This window comes from Streptomyces sp. CWNU-52B (assembly GCF_047444975.1).
GTDB lineage: Bacteria > Actinomycetota > Actinomycetes > Streptomycetales > Streptomycetaceae > Streptomyces.
Genome location: NZ_JBLFJV010000039.1, coordinates 74,774 through 91,319 on the forward strand (window position 1 = coordinate 74,774; position 16,546 = coordinate 91,319).

The 16,546-nt window shown below is 72.8% G+C and carries 13 protein-coding genes and 1 pseudogene; 3 read left to right on the forward strand and 11 right to left on the reverse strand.

Annotation, left to right across the window (positions count from 1 at the left end):
- Position 1 precedes the first annotated feature (1 nt).
- Both ACLVWQ_RS29420 and ACLVWQ_RS29425 read right to left on the reverse strand, forming a co-directional pair.
- Complete coding sequence (locus ACLVWQ_RS29420) at positions 2-1,150, reverse strand: anhydro-N-acetylmuramic acid kinase (RefSeq protein ID WP_414112285.1); 1,149 nt, start codon at positions 1,148-1,150, stop codon at positions 2-4.
- A 29-nt stretch (positions 1,151-1,179) separates the two neighbouring features.
- Complete coding sequence (locus tag ACLVWQ_RS29425; RefSeq protein WP_414112240.1) at positions 1,180-2,526, reverse strand: MFS transporter; 1,347 nt, start codon at positions 2,524-2,526, stop codon at positions 1,180-1,182.
- Positions 2,527-2,762: 236 nt separating this feature from the next.
- Between ACLVWQ_RS29425 and ACLVWQ_RS29430 the strand changes: the two are divergent.
- Positions 2,763-5,511 (forward strand): annotated as a pseudogene (locus ACLVWQ_RS29430) (ATP-binding protein).
- Positions 5,512-5,928: 417 nt separating this feature from the next.
- On the opposite strand, the gene pcaD reads toward ACLVWQ_RS29430, so the two are convergent.
- From pcaD to ACLVWQ_RS29465, 7 genes are read right to left on the reverse strand one after another with little or no spacing between them, the layout of a single operon-like run.
- On the reverse strand, positions 5,929-7,083 hold the full coding sequence (gene pcaD, locus ACLVWQ_RS29435) for a 3-oxoadipate enol-lactonase (protein WP_414112241.1): 1,155 nt from the start codon (positions 7,081-7,083) through the stop codon (positions 5,929-5,931).
- Positions 7,080-8,465, reverse strand: a complete 1,386-nt coding sequence (gene pcaB, locus ACLVWQ_RS29440; protein ID WP_414112242.1) for a 3-carboxy-cis,cis-muconate cycloisomerase — start codon at positions 8,463-8,465, stop codon at positions 7,080-7,082. The genes pcaD and pcaB overlap by 4 nt, the downstream gene beginning before the upstream one ends.
- Positions 8,462-9,034, reverse strand: a complete 573-nt coding sequence (pcaG, locus tag ACLVWQ_RS29445) for a protocatechuate 3,4-dioxygenase subunit alpha (protein WP_414112243.1) — start codon at positions 9,032-9,034, stop codon at positions 8,462-8,464. The genes pcaB and pcaG overlap by 4 nt, the downstream gene beginning before the upstream one ends.
- A gap of 2 nt (positions 9,035-9,036) precedes the next feature.
- Positions 9,037-9,819: a protocatechuate 3,4-dioxygenase subunit beta gene (pcaH, locus tag ACLVWQ_RS29450; protein WP_414112244.1), complete on the reverse strand. Its 783-nt coding sequence runs from the start codon at positions 9,817-9,819 to the stop codon at positions 9,037-9,039.
- 8 nt (positions 9,820-9,827) lie between these two features.
- Positions 9,828-11,030, reverse strand: a complete 1,203-nt coding sequence (locus ACLVWQ_RS29455; RefSeq protein WP_414112286.1) for a thiolase family protein — start codon at positions 11,028-11,030, stop codon at positions 9,828-9,830.
- A gap of 11 nt (positions 11,031-11,041) precedes the next feature.
- On the reverse strand, positions 11,042-11,713 hold the full coding sequence (locus tag ACLVWQ_RS29460) for a CoA transferase subunit B (RefSeq protein ID WP_414112245.1): 672 nt from the start codon (positions 11,711-11,713) through the stop codon (positions 11,042-11,044).
- Positions 11,713-12,525 carry a CoA transferase subunit A gene (locus ACLVWQ_RS29465; protein ID WP_414112246.1) on the reverse strand — a complete coding sequence of 271 codons (813 nt, stop codon included), beginning with the start codon at positions 12,523-12,525 and terminating at the stop codon, positions 11,713-11,715. Before ACLVWQ_RS29465 ends, ACLVWQ_RS29460 begins: the two co-directional genes overlap by 1 nt.
- Positions 12,526-12,752: 227 nt before the next feature.
- On the opposite strand from ACLVWQ_RS29465, the gene ACLVWQ_RS29470 reads away from it, so the two are divergent.
- On the forward strand, positions 12,753-13,226 hold the full coding sequence (locus ACLVWQ_RS29470) for a MarR family winged helix-turn-helix transcriptional regulator (protein ID WP_414112247.1): 474 nt from the start codon (positions 12,753-12,755) through the stop codon (positions 13,224-13,226).
- An 18-nt stretch (positions 13,227-13,244) separates the two neighbouring features.
- Here the strand turns inward: ACLVWQ_RS29470 and ACLVWQ_RS29475 are convergent, their stop codons facing one another.
- On the reverse strand, positions 13,245-14,195 hold the full coding sequence (locus ACLVWQ_RS29475; protein ID WP_414112248.1) for a DUF3048 domain-containing protein: 951 nt from the start codon (positions 14,193-14,195) through the stop codon (positions 13,245-13,247).
- 161 nt (positions 14,196-14,356) lie between these two features.
- Positions 14,357-15,421 (reverse strand): ATP-dependent DNA ligase, encoded by a 1,065-nt coding sequence (locus ACLVWQ_RS29480; RefSeq protein WP_414112249.1) that lies wholly within the window; start codon positions 15,419-15,421, stop codon positions 14,357-14,359.
- A 93-nt stretch (positions 15,422-15,514) separates the two neighbouring features.
- Here ACLVWQ_RS29480 and ligD point away from each other — a divergent pair, with 93 nt between their 5' ends.
- Entirely contained in the window at positions 15,515-16,543 is a 1,029-nt protein-coding gene (gene ligD, locus ACLVWQ_RS29485) for a non-homologous end-joining DNA ligase (protein WP_414112250.1), read from the forward strand.
- Positions 16,544-16,546 lie beyond the last annotated feature (3 nt).

Sequence of the window (16,546 nt, forward strand, 5' to 3'; positions counted from 1 at the left end):
GTCACTCCAGCACGAGGCGCACCGGCTGCCGCGCGCCGGAGGGCAGCGGGGGGAAACCGGTCCGCCCCGGCGTGAGCGAGCCGAGCACACTGGCGTGCCGGGCGCCGGTGCTCCTCGGGTCGGTGCCCGCCAGCCCGTGCAGCGTCAGGAACCCGAGGACGGCGAAGGCGTACGCCTCCTTGGCCGCCGCGGGCAGACCCAGGCCGTCGGAGACACGCAGCGGCACACCCGGCAGTTCCGCGGCCAGCATCGCCATGAGGACGGGATTGCGCGTCCCGCCGCCCGAGACGATCACCTCGGTGGCGTGCAGGGAACGGACCGCGTCGGCCACCGTCCGCGCCGTGAGCCGGGTGAGCGTCGCGACCACGTCCTCCTCGGCCAGGGCCCCGAAGTCCGCCAGCGCCGCGAGCAGATAGCCCTCGTGGAACAGCTCCTTGCCGGTCGACTTGGGCGCGGGCAGCGCGTAGTACGGCTCGGCGAGCAGGCGCCGCAGCAGCGGTTCGTGCACGGTGCCGCGGGCCGCGAGCGCGCCCTCCGCGTCGAAGCCGCGGCCGGTGAAGCGGCGTACGGCGGCGTCGATGAGCGCGCCCGCCGGACCCGTGTCGAAGGCGGTGCCGTCGGGTGCGGTGAGGTTGGCGATGCCGCCGAGGTTCAGCGCGAGGGGTGTGCCCGCCCTCCCGCGCAGCCACAGGAGGTCGACCAGGCTCACCAGGGGCGCGCCCTGGCCTCCCGCGGCGATGTCACGTGGCCGGAAGTCGGCGATCACGGGCAGCCCCGTCGCCTCCGCGATCCAGGCGGGCGCGCCGATCTGGAGGGTGCCGCGCACCGTCCCGCCGTCGGTCCAGTGGAAGACGGTCTGGCCGTGCGAGGCGATCAACTCGGCCTGCCCGTCGCACAGTTCACGATCGGCACGGACCGCCGTCGCGGCGAAGGCCTGCCCGATGAGGGTGTCGAGACGGCACACCTCGGCGAGGCTCGTGGCCGCCGGGGGCAGCGCCGCGGCCAGTGACGCGCGCAGTCCCGCCGCGTACGTCTCGCTCACCATGCCGAGCGGCCGCAGCACCAGGCTCTCCCCGTCGAGCCGCAGGTCGGCGGCGGCCGCGTCGATCGCGTCGTACGACGTGCCGGACATCAGACCGATCACCCGCACCGGTTCGACTCCCTCGCGCTCCATGCCTGTCACCGCCGGCTGTCACGGAGTGTCAGCAGGGCGAACACGCTCACCGCGCAGGTGGCCGCCGCGTAGTACGCGGGAATGTCCACGCTGCCCGTCCGCTTGATCGTCTCCGTGATGATGAGCCCGGCACAACCCGAGAACACGGCATTGGACAGGGCGTAGGCGAGTCCGAGGCCGGTGTACCGGACGCTCGTCGGGAACATCTCCGAGAGCATCGCGGGGCCCGGCCCCGCCATCAGGCCGACGACCGCCCCCGCGCCGAACACGACGGCCCCCTTGAGCGCGGTCGACGTACCCGTGTCCTGAAGGAGGTCGAGGAGCGGCACCGCGAGGACGGTGACCAGCAGCGCGCCCGTGAGCATCACCGGACGCCGGCCGATCAGGTCGCTGAGCAGACCCGCCGGGACGATCGTCACCGCGAAGCCCAGGTTGGCGAGGACCGTGGCCACCAGCGCCTGCTGGAAGGTGGCGTTCAGCGAACTCTGCAGATACGAGGGGAGCACGACGAGGAAGGTGTACCCGGCGGCGGACCAGCCCATGACGCGCCCCGCGCCCAGCACGATCGCCTTCGCCACCGTGCGCGCGGGAGGCGGTGCGGACTCCTGTTCCGCACCGTGAACCTCGCCTGACTGGCCTGGCTGACCGGAATGCGCTGCCCGTGCTGCCTGGTGCGCGCGGAAGGACGGTGTCTCGTCGAGCCGCAGCCGCAGCCACAGGGCCCCGAGCCCCATCGGCAGCGTCAGCAGGAAGGGCAGCCGCCAGCCCCAGGAGTTCAGCTGCGCCTCGGTGAGCAGGGTCGCGAGGACCGCCGCCGCGCCCGCCCCGCCCAGCAGCCCCAGCGCCACCGTGAACGACTGCCACGAGCCGTACAGACCCCGCCTGCCCGGTGGCGCGAACTCCGTCATCACCGACACCGCCCCGCCGAACTCCCCGCCCGCGGAGAGCCCTTGGACCACCCGGAGCAGGGTGAGCAGCCAGGGCGCGAGGGCGCCCACCGTGGCGTACGTGGGCAGGACGCCGATCAGGGTCGTGGCCGCCGTCATGAGGACGATGACCAGGATCAGCACGGGACGGCGGCCGACGCGGTCGCCGAGCCGGCCGAACAGCGCGGCGCCCACCGGCCGGAAGAAGAAGGCGAGCGCGAACGACGCGTAGGTCCTGACGAGGGCCTCGACCTCGCTGCCGCCCTCCGGGGTGAAGAACCGGGCCGCGATGACGGTCGCGAAGTAGCCGTAGACACCGAACTCGTACCACTCGATGAAATTGCCCACTGACCCCGCGACCAGCGCCCCGCGGGAGCGCTCCGGCCGATGGGTCCGCTGGTCGGAGCCGTGCGCCGGGGCACCCATACTGTTCCTCCCGCCCTCACGCCGCTCTTACGGCGATGCTGGAAAACCGCCTTCGTCGCACGGCTGCCGGCCGGGGCGCAGGCCCCTCCGAACCGGTCGACGACCCGGTCCGTCGCCTTCGGTCCTCTGCTGTCACCCGTCAAGGCAACAGGTGTCCCGACCAGGCTCCATCACACCTCCCGGAGGACTACGCTCAAGGTCTGTCCATCGTTCGGGTGACCTGGGGAGGTAGCGGGATGACGGAGGTCCGGCCGGGTGCGGCCGCCTCGGCACCGCTCTGGGAGCGCGACGCGGAACTCACGGCGGTCGCGGAGGCCCTCGACGCTCTGTGCGCCGGGTCCGCCGTGGGCAGCCTGCTGGTGTTCACCGGCGAGGCGGGCATCGGCAAGACCGCGTTGCTCGCCCGGGTCCGCGCCCTCGCGGAGGGCCGCTGCACGGTCTGGTCGGCCCGTGGCGGCGAGACCATCACCTCCGTACCGTTCAACGTCGTCCGGCAGTTGCTGCAGCCCGCGCTCGTGGCGCTGATGCCCGACGAGGCGCGCGAGTACTTCGGCGACTGGTACGACATCGCGGGACCGGCCCTCGGCATAGCGGAACCGGGCGCGCGCCAGGTCGACCCGCAGGGCGTGTGCGACGGTCTGGTCGCCGCCGTGCGCAGGCTCGCCCGGCGCGAGTGGCCACTGGTGCTGATCGTCGACGACGCGCACTGGGCCGACCAGGAGACCCTGCACTGGCTGGTGGCCTTCGCCGAGCGCCTCGACGACCTGCCCGTCCTGGTCGTGGTCGCCCGCCGTCCCGGGGACGCCACCGGTGGCCTTCGCCGAGCGCCTCGACGACCTGCCCGTCCTGGTCGTGGTCGCCCGCCGTCCCGGGGACGCCACCGGCGAGAGCGCCCGCCACCTGGAGACGCTCGGCGCGCTGGCCCGCCCGATGGCCGGCCTGCGGGTGCTGTCCCCGGAGGCCACCGCCGGACTCACCCGAGCCTCGCTCGGCGCGCACGCCGACGGCCCGTTCTGCCGCGAGGTCTGGGCGGTCACCGGCGGCAACCCCTACGACACCGTGGAGCTCCTCGCCAAGGTCAAGGACAGCGAACTCGAACCCGTCGAGGACTCGGCCTGCGAACTGCGCGACCTGAACCGTGCGGCGCGCGGCCGCGGACTGGTCGACCGGCTGGAGGCCCTCGGCGTCGACGCGACGAAGTTCGCCTGGGCGGCGGCCATCCTCGGTACGCAGATCTCCGTGGACCTGGCGGCCGAGCTGGCCGGAATCCAGCGGGACGCGGCGGTGCGCTGCGCTGCGCGGCTGAGCACGGCCCGCATCCTCACCGACGTCGACCGGAAGCCCGGTCAGGCGGACGTGGGCGAGCTGGAGTTCGTCCATCCGCTCGTCGCCACCGCCGTGTACCACTCGATACCGGACGCGCTGCGCACCGCGATGCACGGGGTGGCCGCTTCCGTCGTCACCGCGTCGGGGCTCGGCGCCGCCGCGGCCTCCCGCCATCTGCTGGAGGTCCATCCGGACGACGACCCCGAACTCGTCGACCAGATGCGGGAGGCCGCCCGCGAGCACCTGGCCGTCGGTGCCCCGGACGCGGCCCGCCGGTGCCTGGAGCGTGCCCTGCTGGAACCGCCGCTGCCGGAGATCCACGCGCGCGTGCTGTACGAACTGGGCTGCGCCACCCTGCTCACCTCGCCCGCGACCACGATCGAGTACCTGCGGCAGGCGCTCACGGTGCACGGCCTCGAGGAGGAGCTGCGGGTCGACGCGGTCTGCCGGCTGTCCTCGGCGCTGGTCCACAACGACCAGCTGGAGGCGGCCGTCGCCGCGGTCGACGCGGAGGCCGACCGGCTCGACGCCGGTCCCGAGCGGCTGCGGCTGCAGGCCGTGCGCTACATGTGGGAGGGCATCCACGCGGGTGAGGAGGACGCGCCCGGCCGCTCCCGCCGGCTGGCCCAGCTCGTGAAGCCGCTCACCGGCCGTGACAACTCCGAGCGGGCGCTGCTCATCCTGCGGGCCTTCGACCGGATGACCCGCGGGGAGAACGCGGAGGAGGTCGTCGAGCTCTGCGACCGCGCGCTCGTCAACGGCCGGCTCGCGCCCGGCCTCGGCTGGACCGACACCGAGTGGAGCTTCGAGCTCCTGATGATGCTCGGCATCTCGTACACGTACGCCGACCGGCTCGACCGCGCCGAGAGCCTCTTCACGGAGGCCCAGCGCAGTTACGAGTCCGCCGGCTGGAACGGCGGGCATCTGGCCCTCGCGCACGCCTTCGGCGGGTACGTGCTCCGCAGGCGGGGCCGGCTCGCGGACGCGGACGAGTCACTGCGCGAGGCGCTGCGGCTCGCCGACCGGGTGGGCCGGCGACTGCCGATGCACTGGTCCGCGGCGTGCATGCTCATCGACACGCTGCTCGCCCGTGGCCATGTCGGTGAGGCGGAGGAGATAGCGGAGCGGTACTCCTTCGAGCCGCCGCACCCGTCCACGATCGTCCTGCCGGACACCCACTCGATAAGGGGCCGCCTGCTCATCGCCACGGGCCGGGTGGAGGAGGGCGTGAACGAGCTGGAGAGCGCGGAGAAGATGGCCGGGTCCCGCGGTGGTCACAACACCGTGATGGCGCCCTGGGCGGGCGACCTCGCCCGGGTCCTCGCGTCCCAGGACCCGCGGCGCGCCGCGGAGGTGGCCGCCGACGCGCGTGTCCAGGCCGAACGCTTCGGCACGGACACGGCCATCGGCGAGGCGCTGCGGTGCGCTGCCGCGCTGGAGACCGGCCGGCGCGCGGTCTCGCTCTACGCCCAGGCGGCGGCGTACCTCGAAGCCTCACCCTGCGCGTACGAACACGCGGTGGCCAGGTTCGAGTACGGCATGGCGGCCCGCTCCACCACAGAACTGACCCGAGCCCTGACCCTGGCCCACTCCTGCGGAGCAGACACCCTGGCAACCCAGGCCCAACAAGCCCTGAACTCCCTACCAACCCCCCACTGACCCCACCCACAGCCGCCCGACAAGCCCCCGTAAGGGGCGCGGGGAACGGCGCGCTCAGCCACAACGCACGGTCGGGGGACAACGCCGTCAAGCCCCCGCAGGGGGCGCGGGGAACGGCGCGCTCAGCCACGACGCACGGTCGGGGGACAACGCCGTCAAGCTCCCGCAGGGGGCGCGGGGAACGGCGCGCTCAGCCACGACGCACGGTCGGGGGACAACGCCGTCAAGCTCCCGCAGGGGGCGCGGGGAACGGCGCGCTCAGCCACAACGCACGGTCGGCCGACAACGCCGTCAAGCCCCCGCAGGGGGGGCGCGGGGAACGGCGCGCTCAGCCACGACGCACCCGCGGACGACGACGACCCCAAGCCCCCCGACGCCGTCAACCCCGCCCACCCACCACACCAGCCCGACCGCAGGTCACCACCCCTCGTCCCCCTCGGAGAGCACCCGCTGTGCCACAGCGAACGCCGAGTTGGCCGCAGGCACCCCGCAATACACCGCACTCTGCAACAGCACCGCCCCGATCTCCTCCGGAGTCAGCCCGTTCCGGCGAGCGGCCCGGACATGCATCGCCAGTTCCTCGTAATGCCCGTGCGCGACCAACGCGGTCATCGTGATCATGCTGCGCTCCCGGCGCGCCAGCGTCTCGTCCGTCCAGACCTCCCCCCACGCGTACCGCGAGATGAAGTCCTGGAACCGCGCGGTGAACGCGGACTGCCGCGCCTGCGCCCGGTCCACGTGCTCATCCCCGAGCACCTGCCGCCGCACCTCCATCCCCCGCCCGGCCAGCCCGGCAGCACCGTCGAAGTGCGCGCGCAGCGCGGTCAGCACGGCCTCCGGACACTCGGCGGGCGCGAGATGCGACGCGCCCGGGATCTCCACGAGCCAGGCACCCGCCACCGCGTCCGCGATCTCCCGCAGATGCGCGGGCGGAGTCGCCGGATCCTCCCGCCCGGCGACGAGCAGCGTGGGGGCCGTGACGCGCCCCAGGTGCTCACGGATGTCGAAGGCCGCCAGCGCGTCACAGCACGCGGCGTACGCGTCCGGGTCCGCCGTCCGCTGGTCCTCGACCAGCCGGGGAACGGTGAAACCGGGTGTGAACCACCGGGAGTCGGCACTCGCGGCCAACTCGGCCAGCCCCTCGGCCCGTACGAGCGCGGCCCGCTCCTCCCACATCCTCGCGCCGCCGAAGTGCGCCGAGGAACAGACCACGGCGAGCCTCTCCACCCGCTCCGGATGGTGGACCGCGAGATGCAGCCCCACGGCGCCGCCGAGCGACACACCGGCGTACGAGAACCGGTCGATGCCCAGCGAGTCGGCGAGCGCCAGCACCAGCGCGGCGAGGTCGGCGACGGTCGCCCCCGGGCCGATGAGACCTGCGGGGGAGCCGCCATGACCCGGCAGGTCCCAGTGCACGACCCGGTGGGTGACGGAGAGTTCGGGCGCGACCTTGTCCCACAGCGCGGTCGACGTACCGAGGGAGGGCCCGAGGAGAAGCGGAGGCGCGGAAGCGGGCCCCTCGGCCCGGTGGTGCGGCAGCGAGCCGCCGGTCAGGTCGGTCTGGCTGGTCAACGTCGCTCCAGGGCGCGGTCGGTGAGGGCCCCCGCGGAGCCCGTGTACTGAGTGGGGTCGGTGAGGACCCCCAGATCGAAACCCACCTCAAGGCCGTTCGCCCCAAGGCCGTTCACTTCAAGGTCCTTCAACTCGGGTTCCTCGGCGAGCAGTTCCCCGAGCGGCCGGCCCTCCGCGGTGGCCGCCCGCGCGGCCCGGCCGAGCAGCTCCTTGGCGCGGGCCCGCCCGATCACCGGTGCGAGTTCGGCCGACAACCGCTCGGAGACGATCAGACCGTGCGTGAGATCCAGATGCGCGCGCATCACGTCCGCGTGGACCCGCAGCCCCTCCGCCAGCTCGGCCGCGTCCCGCGCCGCGCCGCCCACCAGGCGGAGCAGATCGCGCAGGGGCTCCCACTCGGCGTGCCAGGCCCCGGCGGGCCGTTCGTCCTCGGCCGGCAGCGACCCGTACAGCGTCGCCGCGAGGTGCGGCGCGCGACGGGCCGCCGCGGCGATCAGTGTGGCCCGCACGGGGTTCGCCTTGTGCGGCATGGCGGAGGACCCGCCGCCCGTGCCCTCGCTCAGCTCGCGGATCTCCGTGCGGGAGAGGGTGAGCACGTCCGCGGCCGTCTTGCCGAGGGCGCCCGCGGTGAGGGCGAGGGCGCCCGCCAGGTCGGCGACCGGTGTCCGCAGGGTGTGCCAGGGCAACACCGGTGCGACCAGGCCCAGTTCACGCGCGTACGCCTCGACGAGCGCCCCCGTGTCCGAGGCGCCGTACGCGACGAAGGCCGCCAAGGTGCCCGCCGCGCCGCCGAGCTGGACCGGCAGCCCGCCCCGCACGGCCCGGACACGGTCCCTGGCGTCCAGCACCAGCGACCGCCAGCCCGCCGCCTTCAGACCGAAGGTGGTCGGCACGGCGTGCTGGGTCAGGGTGCGCCCCGGCATGACCGTGTCCCGGTGCTCGCGCGCGAGCCGGGCCAGCGCGTGCTCCGTACGGGCGAGGTCGGCCAGGACCAGGTCCAGCGTGCGCACCGCGACCAGCATCGCGGCCGTGTCCATGATGTCCTGGCTGGTCGCGCCCCGGTGGACGTAGGGCGCGTGCTCGGCGCCGACCGCCGTGCTCAGCTCCGCGACCAGCGGGATCACCGGATTGCCGCCCGCCCGTGCGCGCAGCGCGAGCGCGTGGACGTCGAAACGCGCCGCGCCCGCCGTGGCGGTGACCGCATCGGCGGCCTCGGCCGGGGCGAGCCCCAGCGAGGCCTGCGCACGGGTGAGCGCCGCCTCCGCGTCGAGCAGCGCCCGCAGGAAGGCGGTGTCGCTCGTCGCGGCCTCGGCGGGAGAGCCCACCCGCCCGGGAGCCAGCAGCCCGGCGTCGGCCTCGCCGCCCTGCTCGACTGCTGTCACTGGAACTCCAGGAAGACCGTTTCGCCCTCGCCCTGAAGGCGGATGTCGAAACGGTACGTCTTGTTCACCCCGTTTGTTCCCTCGGCCGCGATCAGCGTGGCGCGCCGGTCGGCGGGCAGCGAGTCGAGCAGCGGGTCAGGACCGTCGGCGAGGTACGCGCGGGTGAAGAGGTGGTGCGTCAGACCGCGGGCGAACACGCACACGCTGATGTACGGCAGCCCGGCGTTGCCCGGCGGCAGCGTGTGCAGCGCGTAGTGCCCGTCGGCGTCCGTGGGGACGCGTCCGTAGCCCGTGAAGTCGACGCCGCTCCGCCCCACGAAGCCGCCCGTCGACGGGTCGCGGCGCATCGAGCCGGGGGCGCCCGTCAGCGAGCCGTCGGGGGCCGCCTGCCAGAAGTCGAGCAGGGCGTCCGGGATGGGCGTGCCCGCGCCGTCGAAGACGTACCCGTGCAGGCTGATCGTGTCCGGGTGGCCCTGGGGGGCGACGCGGTCGCCGTCGGGGAAGGGCAGCGCGTGCCCGTAGAAGGGGCCGATGGTGTGGGACGGGGTGGGGCGCAGTCGCTCGGCCATGCTCAACGGCCTTCCTCGATCCAGGTGGCGGCGGGACCGTCGAGGACGATGTCCCAGGCGTACCCCATCGAGAACTCGGGCTGGGACCGGTCGTGGTCGTAGCGGGCGATCAGTCGCTCGCGGGCCGCCGTGTCCGTCACGGACCGCAGGATCGGGTCGTACCGGAACAGCGGGTCGCTCGGGAAGTACATCTGCGTCACGAGCCGCTGGGTGAACGCCGTGCCGAACACCGAGAAGTGGATGTGCGCGGGCCGCCACGCGTTGGTGTGATTGCCCCACGGGTAGGGGCCCGGCTTGATCGTGGTGAACGTGTACCGGCCCTGATCGTCCGTCAGGGTCCGTCCCACACCGGTGAAGTTGGGGTCGTGCGGCGCCGGGTGCTGTTCGCGCAGATGGGCGTACCGGCCGGCGGAGTTGGCCTGCCAGATCTCGACGAGCTGGCCGCGTACGGGCCGGCCGTTCCGGTCGAGCAGCCGGCCCGAGACGGTCATCCGCTCGCCGATGGGCTCGCCCCGGTGCTGGAGGGTCAGGTCGTTGTCGTGGTCGGTGATGTCGGTGACGCCGAACACCGGTCCCGACAGTTCGACGGTCTCCGGATCGCCGCCGCTCACGGCGACCAGCGGCTGCTTGGGGTGGCGCAGCAGGGAGCTGCGGTACGGCGCGTAGTCGCGGCGCGGGTGGTCGAGGACCGGGGCACCGCCGGCGAGGGCCTTGTCGTACGCGTCCTGGTGGTCCTTGATCTCGATGTCTATGTCCGACTGGGTGAGCGACTTGGTGAGAGCCATGAGAGTTCCTAACGCTCCAGTACGAGGGCGAGGCCCTGGCCGACGCCGATGCAGAGGGTGGCGACGCCGACTCCCGAGCCCTTGCGGGCGAGTTGATGGGCGACGGTCCCGGCGAGGCGGGCACCCGAGGCGCCGAGCGGGTGGCCCAGGGCGACGGCCCCGCCCTGCGGGTTGAGGACGTCCCGGTCGAACTCGGGCCACTCGGCGACACAGCCGAGCACCTGGGCGGCGAAGGCCTCGTTCAGTTCGAGGGTGGACAGGTCGTCGAACGTCCTGCCCGCCTTGGCGAGTGCGCGGTTGACGGCTTCGACGGGGGCGAGACCGAAGTAGTCCGGGTCGAGCGCGGAGACCCCGGAGGCGGACACCCGGGCGAGGGGCTCGCGGCCGGTGGCGGCCAGGCCCTCCTCGTCGACCAGCAGCAGCGCCGCGGCGCCGTCGTTCAGGGGTGACGCGTTGCCCGCGGTGACCGTGCCGTCCTCGGTGCGGAACGACGGCTTGAGCCGGGCCATGGCGGCGAGGGACGCGTCGGCGCGTACGCATTCGTCGGCGGCGAAGGACAGCGGGTCGCCCTTGCGCTGCGGAAGGGCGACGGCGGCGATCTCGGCGTCGAACAGGCCCGCGGCCTGGGCGGCGGCCGCCTTGTGGTGACTGGCGAGGGCGTACTCGTCCTGCTGCTCGCGGGTGATCTTGTGCTTGTCGGCGATGAGTTCGGCGGACTCACCGAGCGGGACGGTCCACTGCGGGTCCATCCGCGGGTTGACCATGCGCCAGCCGAGGGTGGTGGAGTACAGCTCGGTGTGCCCGGCGGGGAACGGCCTGTCGTTCTTCTGCAGGACGTAGGGCGCGCGGGTCATCGACTCGACGCCGCCGGCCAGCGCGATCGAGGCGTCGCCGAGCGCGATGGCGCGCGCGGCCTGGATGACGGCCTCCAGGCCCGAGGCGCACAGCCGGTTGACGCTCACCCCCGGCACGGAGGTGGGCAGCCCGGCGAGCAGCCCCGCCATCCGGGCGACGTTGCGGTTCTCCTCGCCCGCGCCGTTCGCGTTGCCGAAGTACACGTCGTCGATCCGGGCCGGGTCCAACTCGGGCGTACGGGCGAGGAGTTCGCGCAGTGCGTGGGCGGCGAGGTCGTCCGGGCGGACGGCGGCGAGGCTTCCGTTGTACTTGCCGAACGGGGTACGGACGGCGTCGACGATGTAGACGTCCTTCACGGCTGGTTCTCTCACTGCTGGATCTCCTCGGTGAGCTCCGCTGCGAGCTCGTCGGCGATACGGACCTTCGCGGCGGTCTTCGCCACGATCTCCTCGACCGTGACCCCGGGCGCCGTCTCGACGAGTACCAGGCCGTCGGCGGTGACGTCCAGGACACCGAGGTCCGTGATGACCCGGTCGACACAGGCCTTGCCGGTCAGCGGCAGGGTGCACGCGTCGAGGACCTTCGGCGAACCGTCCTTGGCGGTGTGGGTCATCACGACGATCACGGTACGGGCGCCGTGCACCAGGTCCATGGCGCCGCCGATGCCGGTGATCATCTTGCCGGGCACGGCCCAGTTCGCCAGGTCACCGCCCGCGGAGACCTGCATCGCGCCGAGGACGGCGACGTCGATGTGCCCGCCGCGGATCATCGAGAACGACAGCGAGGAGTCGAAGTAGGAGGCGCCGGGCAGGACCGTGACGGTCTCCTTGCCCGCGTTGATGAGATCCGGGTCGACCTGCTCCTCGGTGGGGTACGGGCCGGTGCCCAGGATGCCGTTCTCGGACTCCAGGATCACCTCCACGCCCGGCGGGAGGTAGTTGGGGATCAGTGTCGGCAGCCCGATGCCCAGGTTCACGTACTGGCCGTCGGCGAGTTCGCGCGCGGCGCGGGCCGCCATCTCTTCCCTGCTCCAGGCCATCACCGGTTCACCGTTCCTCGTGCGGCCGGCTCCTGTGCCACCGGCTCCTGTGCGGCGGGCGCGGAGACCGTGCGCCGCTCGATCAGCTTGGCGCCGGCCTGTTCCGGGGTGAGCGCGACGACCCGCTGTACGAAGACGCCCGGCAGGTGCACCGCGTCCGGGTCGATCTCGCCCGGCTCCACCAGTTCCTCCACCTCGGCGATCGTCACCCGTCCGGCCATCGCCGCCAGCGGGTTGAAGTTCCGGGCGGACTTGTTGAAGACGAGGTTCCCGTGCCGGTCGCCCCTGGCGGCCCGCACCAGCGCGAAGTCGGTGCGGATGCCGTGCTCCAGCACGTACGGGGTGCCGTCGAAGTCCCGGACCTCCTTGGGCGGCGAGGCCAGCGCGACGCCGCCCGCGCCGTCGTAACGCCAGGGCAGTCCGCCGTCGGCGACCTGCGTGCCCACCCCGGCCGGGGTGTAGAACGCGGGGATGCCGGCGCCGCCGGCCCGCAGCCGCTCGGCCAGGGTGCCCTGCGGGATCATCTCGACCTCCAGCTCCCCGCCCAGGTACTGCCGTGCGAACTCTTTGTTGGCCCCGATGTACGAGCCGGTGACGCGGGCGATGCGGCCCGCCGCCAGGAGGACCGCCAGGCCGGACTCCATCGCGCCGCAGTTGTTGGACACCACGCCCAGACCGGAGACCCCGCGCTCGTACAGTGCCTGGATCACTACGTTCGGCACACCGCTGAGACCGAAACCGCCGACGGCGAGTGTCGCGCCGTCGGGTATGTCGGCCACCGCCTCGGCGGCTGTGGAGACCACCTTGTCCATCTGCGAAGCCCCATCTCTCCCGAGCGTCCCGCGACCCTGATTAGTCAGGGCACTGAGTATTTCTTCGAGGTTTCCAACACGCTGCCATTCCGGCCGGGAACCGTCAAGGCTTTCATGGGATCACCAGGTCAGGAGTGTAAGACTCATGGTGGGGGAGGTGACCGAGAGGGAGACAGGCCCAGTGGCCGCCCGGTATCGTTCAGTGCACCAACGAACGAGGAGCACTCATGGCCGCGGTGGATCTCTCCGCCCACCCCGGGCACCTGGCCCGGCGGCTGCAGCAGGCGCACCACCTGCTGTGGAACACGATGGTCTCCGAGGAGATCACCTCGCCCCAGTTCGCGGTCCTGAACGTGCTCGTCGCCGAGCCCGGTCCCGATCAGCGCACGGTGGGCGAGCGGGTGGGCCTGGACCGGTCCACCATCGCCGAGGTCATCAGCCGGCTCGGCCGGCGCGGCCTCCTGGACAAGGTCCGCGACCCCGAGGACGGCCGCCGCTTCATGCTGCGCCTCACCGACGACGGCCTGCGCGTCCACCGCAAGCTGGCGGTGCGGACGGCCCGGATGAACCAGGTGTTCCTGGCCCCGCTCTCCGGCGAGGAACAGGCCCTCTTCTTCGACCTGCTCCAGCGCGTGGCGGACGCGGCGGAGGGGCTCCGCAACCCCGGCGGCCCGGGGGAGCCCCTCGTCGTCCGGAGCTGAGGGCCGTCCCGGACCGGCTCACGCCTTCGCGAACACCACCCACACCTGGCCCTCGGCGAAGTTCATCGGCGCGCCGTCCGCCGTCGTGAACTCGGTGCCGCCCGTGGCGGAGGGGCGCTTCCACCCGGCGTCGAAGGCCTTGCCGTCACGCAGCACCTTCGCCGTGCCCGAGCCCACCGTCTCCGTGTACGGCGTGTTGTTGCCGAGGTAGTCGTGGTAGCGCGACTGACGCACCTTCACGTACTGCACGACGACCGTGGCGGGGGCCACCCGCTGCCCGCCGGTCGTGACCGTCGGGGTGCCGTCCGTCGACACCAGCCATCGCCGCCGCTCCCCCGACCAGTCGAAGGTGAAGCGGGCACTCGGGAAGCGGACCGTGCGCGAGGTCTCGGCCGTGCCTCCCGAGGGCGGCGCGCCGAAGCGGAACCCCGTGGTCAGCGCGTCGGCACCCGGCGCTGACGACAGCAGCCGCCGGGGACGCAGATAGAGATTGTGCGGCGAGGGCTTGTCCGAGCCCCGGTAGTACGCGGCGGCCTTCTCCTCCGGCAGCGCGGTGTGCAGCGGCGCCTTGTCGATCAGCGGCAGCAGCTTCTGCTGGGCCCCCGAGAACGCGAGGGTCGGCTCGTGGAACTGGCGCAGCAGCTCCAGGTCCGACTCGCGCGCGCTGCGCACCGGTCCGACGGCCTCCGGCAGCCGGGTCGCGTACACCGCCATCAGCCGGCTCAGGCCGCCCTCCACCTGCTCGGCGTACACGAGGTCGGCGGCGTCCAGACCCGTCTGGGGGCGGGCGCCCGGGGCGTTGTCGATCTTCACGACCAGCGGGGAGGGGGCGCGCGCCGCCTGGCTCGCCGCGGTGCTCCCGCCGTCGGGCGGGATCCTTCCGCGTCCGTCGTCGAGCGGCCCGCCGCCGTTCGTGCAGGCTGTCGCCGCGGCACCCACCAACAGGGTGGCCAGCAGCGTCGTCGTCATGGCGGAGCGTCTCGAACGCCCCGTCCGTCTCGTGCGCACCGTGCCCACCGGGCCCCGTTTCTTCGATTGTCAGGTTGTAGGTTCCCTGAGTAGTACCCACTGATCCAAGGTCGAAGGCGTGCGCTGGTCCGAGCGGGTCACGGGCGCGGGGCCGTTCGGCCCTACGGGCCCAGGATGTCCGCCAGGTCATAGCCGACCGGCTCCTCCAACTGCGCGTACGTGCAGCTCTCCGGCGTCCGGTCGGGGCGCCGGCGGCGGAAGCGTGCCGTGTGCCGGAAGCGCTCGCCGTTCTCCATGTGCTCGTACGCCACCTCGCACACCAGCTCCGGCCGCAGCGGCACCCAGGAGAGGTCCTTCTTGCCCGTCCACCGGCTGGGCGCGCCGGGCAGCCGCGCCGACTCGTGCGCCGCCGCCTCGTGCCACGCCGCCCACGGGTGCCCGGCGGGCGATTCCATCCGCAGCGGCGCCAGCTCCGCGATCAGCTCCTCGCGCCGCTTCATGGTGAAGGCCGCGCAGACCCCCACGTGCTGCAGCGTCCCCGCGTCGTCGTACAGGCCGAGCAGCAGTGATCCGACGACGGGGCCGCTCTTGTGGAGCCGGTAGCCCGCGACGACCACGTCCGCCGTGCGCTCGTGCTTGATCTTGAACATCAGGCGTTCGTCCGGCCCGTAACGCAGCGCGAGCGGCTTGGCGACCACCCCGTCCAGCCCGGCGCCCTCGTACCGCTCGAACCACTGCCGCGCCACCTCGATGTCGGTGGTCGCCGGCGCCACGTGCACGGGAGCCGTACTGCCGGACAGCGCGGTCTCCAGCAGGGCCCGCCGGTCGGACAGCGGGACGTCCAGCAGTGGCTCGTCGGCCAGCGCGAGCAGGTCGAACGCCACGAACGACGCCGGGTTCCGCTCGGAGAGGGTCTTCACCCGGGAGGCCGCCGGATGGATGCGCTCCGAGAGGGCGTCGAAGTCCAGCCGCCCGCCGCGCGCGACCACGATCTCGCCGTCCACGACGCACCGCTGCGGCAGCCGCTCCCGCAGCGCCTCCACCAGCTCGGGGAAGTACCTGACCAGCGACTTCGTCGTACGGCTGCCGATCTCGATCTCGTCCCCGTCCCGGAAGACGACTGCCCGGAACCCGTCCCACTTCGCCTCGTAGTGCATGTCCGGCGGAATCCTCGCCACGGACTTGGCGAGCATGGGCTTCAGGGGCGGCATCACGGGCAGATCCATGCTCCGATTCTGTGTCGGCTCGCCAGGATTCGCCCGGTATGCGTGACAGCGGCTGATATGCGAGGTGTACGCGATGCCCCTACCGTGGCTCGCATGGCGGACGCGGTGGAGCTGGAGGCGGCGGGCAGGACGGTGCGGCTGTCCAGCCCGGACAAGGTCTTCTTCCCGGAGCGAGGTTTCACGAAGCTGGACCTCGCGCGGTACTACCTCGCGGTCGGCCCCGGAATCCTGCGCGCCCTCAGGAACCGGCCGACCACACTGGAGCGCTACCCGGACGGCGTCGGCGGCGAGTCCTTCTTCCAGAAGCGGGCGCCCAAGAACATGCCCGACTGGATCCCCACCGCGCACATCACCTTCCCGAGCGGCCGCAGCGCCGACGAGATGTGCCCCACCGAGGTCGCCGCCGTCCTGTGGGCCGCCCAGTTCGGCACGCTGACCTTCCACCCCTGGCCCGTGCGCCGTGACGACGTCGACCGGCCGGACGAACTGCGCATCGACCTCGACCCGCAGCCGGGCACCGACTACGCCGACGCGGTGCGCGCCGCCCACGAGCTGCGCGAGGTGCTCCACGAGTACGGGGACCTGCGCGGCTTCCCCAAGACCTCCGGCGGCCGGGGCCTGCACGTCTTCGTGCCGATCACACCGCGCTGGACCTTCACCCAGGTCCGCCGGGCCGCGATCGCCGTCGGACGTGAGCTGGAGCGCCGGATGCCGGATCAGGTGACCACGGCCTGGTGGAAGGAGCAGCGCGGCGAGAAGATCTTCGTCGACTACAACCAGACGGCCCGTGACCGCACCATCGCCTCTGCCTACTCCGTGCGCCCCCGTCCGCACGCGCCGGTGTCGGCGCCCCTGACCTGGGACGAGGTCGGCGAGGCCGTTCCCCGTGACTTCGACCTGGTCACCATGCCCGCGCGCTTCGCCGAACTCGGCGACGTGCACGCGGACATGGACGACCACGCCTGTTCCCTCGAAGCCCTGCTCGAACTCGCCGACCGTGACGAACACGATCACGATCTCGGCGATCTGCCGTACCCGCCCGAGTACCCGAAGATGCCGGGCGAGCCGAAGCGGGTACAGCCGAGCAGGGCCAAGAAGGAGAGCGGACCTGCGCCTACCTGAGGA

Excerpts from the sequence above, each read along its gene's own strand:
- ACLVWQ_RS29425 (WP_414112240.1), bottom strand. The coding sequence starts at position 2,526 with ATGGGTGCCCCGGCGCACGGCTCCGACCAGCGGACCCATCGGCCGGAG.
- pcaG (WP_414112243.1), bottom strand. The coding sequence starts at position 9,034 with ATGGCCGAGCGACTGCGCCCCACCCCGTCCCACACCATCGGCCCCTTC.
- pcaH (WP_414112244.1), bottom strand. The coding sequence starts at position 9,819 with ATGGCTCTCACCAAGTCGCTCACCCAGTCGGACATAGACATCGAGATC.
- ACLVWQ_RS29460 (WP_414112245.1), bottom strand. The coding sequence starts at position 11,713 with ATGGCCTGGAGCAGGGAAGAGATGGCGGCCCGCGCCGCGCGCGAACTC.
- ACLVWQ_RS29465 (WP_414112246.1), bottom strand. The coding sequence starts at position 12,525 with ATGGACAAGGTGGTCTCCACAGCCGCCGAGGCGGTGGCCGACATACCC.
- ACLVWQ_RS29470 (WP_414112247.1), top strand. The coding sequence starts at position 12,753 with ATGGCCGCGGTGGATCTCTCCGCCCACCCCGGGCACCTGGCCCGGCGG.
- ACLVWQ_RS29475 (WP_414112248.1), bottom strand. The coding sequence starts at position 14,195 with ATGACGACGACGCTGCTGGCCACCCTGTTGGTGGGTGCCGCGGCGACA.
- ACLVWQ_RS29480 (WP_414112249.1), bottom strand. The coding sequence starts at position 15,421 with ATGGATCTGCCCGTGATGCCGCCCCTGAAGCCCATGCTCGCCAAGTCC.
- ligD (WP_414112250.1), top strand. The coding sequence starts at position 15,515 with ATGGCGGACGCGGTGGAGCTGGAGGCGGCGGGCAGGACGGTGCGGCTG.